At 55.8% G+C, this 3,738-nt stretch carries 6 protein-coding genes; all 6 read left to right on the top strand.

Annotated features, from left to right (window positions below; genetic code table 11):
- Positions 1 to 285 precede the first annotated feature (285 nt).
- Positions 286 to 711 (top strand): hypothetical protein, encoded by a 426-nt coding sequence (locus JWR61_RS27895; RefSeq protein ID WP_301930923.1) that lies wholly within the window; start codon positions 286 to 288, stop codon positions 709 to 711.
- 449 nt (positions 712 to 1,160) lie between these two features.
- Entirely contained in the window at positions 1,161 to 1,655 is a 495-nt protein-coding gene (locus JWR61_RS27890) for a hypothetical protein (RefSeq protein WP_301930922.1), read from the top strand.
- Between the two features lie 204 nt (positions 1,656 to 1,859).
- Positions 1,860 to 2,321, top strand: a complete 462-nt coding sequence (locus tag JWR61_RS27885) for a hypothetical protein (RefSeq protein WP_301930921.1) — start codon at positions 1,860 to 1,862, stop codon at positions 2,319 to 2,321.
- Positions 2,322 to 2,588: 267 nt separating this feature from the next.
- The gene (locus JWR61_RS27880) at positions 2,589 to 3,005 is read left to right on the top strand and encodes a hypothetical protein (RefSeq protein WP_301930920.1); all 417 of its coding nucleotides are present in this window, start codon (positions 2,589 to 2,591) and stop codon (positions 3,003 to 3,005) included.
- A 71-nt stretch (positions 3,006 to 3,076) separates the two neighbouring features.
- Positions 3,077 to 3,481: a hypothetical protein gene (locus JWR61_RS27875; RefSeq protein ID WP_301930919.1), complete on the top strand. Its 405-nt coding sequence runs from the start codon at positions 3,077 to 3,079 to the stop codon at positions 3,479 to 3,481.
- 14 nt (positions 3,482 to 3,495) lie between these two features.
- A partial coding sequence (locus JWR61_RS27870) for a hypothetical protein (RefSeq protein WP_301930918.1) occupies positions 3,496 to 3,738 on the top strand: 243 nt, incomplete at its 3' end.

Genomic DNA, 3,738 nt, shown 5'->3' with positions numbered 1-3,738 from the left:
TTCCCCGGCTCCGTGCCGAAGGAGAAGGACCAGGCCAACTGGCTGTGGCTGGCCACGCATCAGGGCCGCTACGACTACCGCGGCGCTCACAAGTTCGGCAAGGTCATCAACATCGAGGAGTTCTGCGAGGGGATGCCCGGCATCGCGAAGGTGGGCAACCGGGGTTGGTAATATGATCCCGTAGTCGTGACCGAGGGCCACCTAAGGGTGGCCCTTTGTCGTTCTCCTTAGAAATCGGTCCGTGCTAGCAGGTAAGTTGTGATGGAGGATACGTACGTACCACTAATGTTGGATGAGCCTGCGGGAAGGCCTGTATCGAGCTTTAAGATCTTGGTCCTTGCGGCCATTGTGGCGTTCGTCGTCGGAGCTATCCCCGCTTTAGGCGCAGCCATTATCTACGGCGACCAGATTGATCAGCGAGCACATGAGCGGGCGGTGGACACCTGCGTTAATACCAACGCAGGGCGTAAGGCTGCTAACCTTCGTTTCAAGTCCTCCAAGATCGACCTTCAGGCAGACATCACCCTGTATGAGACCGTCCTTAAGCTCACTCCCAAGGTGATCCCGGCCGGTAATGCAGGTGCGGCCCAGCAACAGGCGAAGCTCACTACCTACCGCAATACCTTGGAGACCAACTTGAAGATTAAGAAGGACAAGGTATTGCCGTTGACCAAGCCCTACAAGTATCTCGACTGTTCGAAGGTCAGCTAATGTGGGGCTTGACACATAACATCGAGCACCTCGTGATCTTCCTGGCTTCGTTGATTGGGGCGTTCGAGGTCCCGCGCTCCTTCAATGCGCTTATTCGACTCCAGTGGAAGACTCGGATTAGCGCTAAGGTCTTCTTCGTCACCTGTGGCCTAACTCATTTGGGTTTAGCTCTAAACCTAGAGCACTCGCCTTTCTTTACGATTACTGATCACATGCAAGCAGTTAGTCTCGTCGTCTTCCTAGTACTCTTGTCCTATGACTTGACAAGGGCGCTCAGGATGATCCGCCTTGCCTTCAAGGCAGTCCAGAGTGAGCACGGGGCTGATGGCGACCGCATGATTGCGACCGTCACCACGGCCCTGCGCAGAGGTAAGTAGGGAATGCTCACGGTGTTAACTGCCGTCTGTGCCACCATTCTGACTGCCTTCGCGGCTCAAATGTGGGGAGCGTTGGCAACATCGACTCTCGTGGGAATCTCTACTTTTGCTGCTGCGGTCTCGGTCAATCAGACGGTCATTCCGGTTCTGATTGCGGTTCTGTCATCGGGCTTTGTCTTTGGCCTTTTCAAGATCATGCCCGAGCGCCGGTCGATCCTCGTGCAGGCTTCCGAGAACGCGGTCAAGGTAGTTAATGATGCCATCGGTACGCTCCAGAAGGAGCTTGGACAGGCTCGACTAGAGATCGCGCGACTGGAGAACGAATTGGCGCATTCCAAGGTGGAGCGCGAGAAGTTCGAGAAAGATATTGTCGTACTTCGTGAGCGGATCATCAAGCTGGAATCTCAGCTTGAGATCTATCAACGCATTCGCGGCGAAGCTCGTTATGCGGACGATGCTGCGCGGAAGGATGAAGCTCGCAAGTTGCTAGCTAAGGCCGATGAGCTAGAGCGAAACCAAGACATTAGGTTCCGAGCATTGGAAGATGAGGACAAAGATGACGGATAGCCCTAGCGAAGAACTACTGCGGGTCTTACAAGAGCATCGTCAGAAGACCCTACAGCCGCCTCCTGAGCCCGAATGGCAGGATGAGCAGGAGGACACCCCTCCTGCGCCCTCTGAGGGTTCAACGGAACCCTCAGGTTGGACTTGATCTGAGTCGGGGATCTGCTACTCTCTGAGTCTCAGCTAGATCCCGACGAAGGACGGTCAATGCAGCAGTACGTAGACGAGAAGATCATCGAAGGTTTCCGTATTGCGATTTCTCAGCAAATCGAGGAGTCGATTGAGTTCGCGACGAAGATGGCGAACGGTACGGAAGGCGCCCAAGACGAGGAAGAGACTCGGCAGGCAGCCCAGGATGCGCTTGTCGAACTGTTGGTGCCTACTCTCGTAGAGGCCACGGCCAAGGGCTATGACAACTCCCCCTTGGGTGCTCCGGATTTCGACGCTATCTCGCTGATCTTCCAGCGACTTGCTACGCGTGCCAAGCTGTGTGCGCTCTGTACTGCCGAGCAGTTCCCATCCGTGGAGATCGTCACTCGCAAGGGCACGGTCTCTGGCAAGTTGTACGGGTTGGGTGACCACGACGATCAGTACTGCGCGCACCTCAACATGGCTGGGGAGGATCTGTGGATCCAGGTTGATTCCATTCAAGAGGTCCATGCGGGATAAGGCTCGCATCCTGCCGGTCCTTATGAGGATCGCGCATGCATGGATGCAGCATCCTGACCTTCGTTTGGGCCAGATCATTACGAATCTCTCAGGCCAGAATATTGAGATCAGTCCAGGCGCCAAGACTCATGCAGGCAAGGACATGTTCTCTATTGAAGATGAGGATCTTGCCGAAGTTTTCGAGAACTACTTGAACTCGTTCGAGTAGGTGTGGTACAGTAGGACAAGTAGCGTACCACCTGTAAATGAAATCCCTTAGGAGGGAATATGTCAGCGGCAACCGAGCCCGTCGAGGGCACGGAAGAGAAGAAGGACAGCATTGACACGATGCTGGATTCAACGCGCGAGCAGTTCCTCACGCAGATGGAGCAGCTTCGCCCGAGTCACGAGGCGTTCCTGAAGCTCCAGCAGATCGTGGACAACTTCGACAGCATCGCCTCTGGTGCTCCTGTCAAGGCCCGTCGTACGCGATCCGCTTCCGGGGACCGCGCTCCGCGTGGCTCCCGCAGCGATGAGTTCCTGGCCATCGTGCAGAGCGCGGGTGAGGACGGCATCACCGTCTCCGACGCGGCCACGCAGATGGACGGCATCAACGACAACTACCTCTATCGCCTGGCGAAGAAGTTGGTTGACGATGGCGTCCTCCGCAAGGAGGAGAAGCGTTACTACATCGCGGGCCTTTAGCAATTAAAGGCCTATGAGATTCGGAAAGCCCCGTCCTTGACGGGGCTTTCCGCGTCTTGTAGTATCGATACATGGCATCGAACGAGGACCGTCTCGCCGCGCGCATCGAAGTGATGCATGAACTGATCGCGGGTCTAGAGAGGGAAGTTGACTCGCTACAGACCGAACTGTCGCTGCGCAACGGCCTCTATGAGACCCTCTCAGCAAACGCCGACGCCCTGGCGTCAGAGATCGTGGAGGTCAAGGATCGCGAGGCCCCATTGAAGGCCGGGCTCACGACACTTCATGATGCCATTTCCACGCATTGGACCGAGAAGAACCCTGGTATGTCAACCATCCAAGTCGAGAAGTCTTCCATGGGTGACCCTCACGACGTTGCTCTCTATAAGGTACAACTCCAGGTCCAAGAGGCCCTCCTCAAGTACAAGGGCATTAAGTTGATGAACGTCACTACGATTAAGAAGGATATGGCATGACCCAGGCAACAATTATGAGTCAGAAGGATCGCACCGAACTTCGACGTATCGTCAAGGCCCGGTTCGCGATTCTTCAGTCCCAGTTGCGTACGCGCCAGCAGGAGCTTCAGCACACCTTGCGCGAGCAGGTGGAGGCTGAGTATGCCAGCGAGATTGAGAGGGCGCAGAAGAAGTCCCAGAAGATCCTGGAGAAGGCCCGTAAGCTAGAGGATGAGGCCCGCGAGCTTGAGCAGGAGATGCGGGGCATTGGCATTTCG

It is taken from the genome of Ferruginibacter sp. (assembly GCF_028288465.1).
In the GTDB taxonomy this organism is placed as follows: domain Bacteria; phylum Bacteroidota; class Bacteroidia; order Chitinophagales; family Chitinophagaceae; genus Ferruginibacter.
The sequence above is the reverse complement of the archived record's forward strand: the minus strand, read 5'-3'. Positions and strand labels throughout refer to the sequence as shown.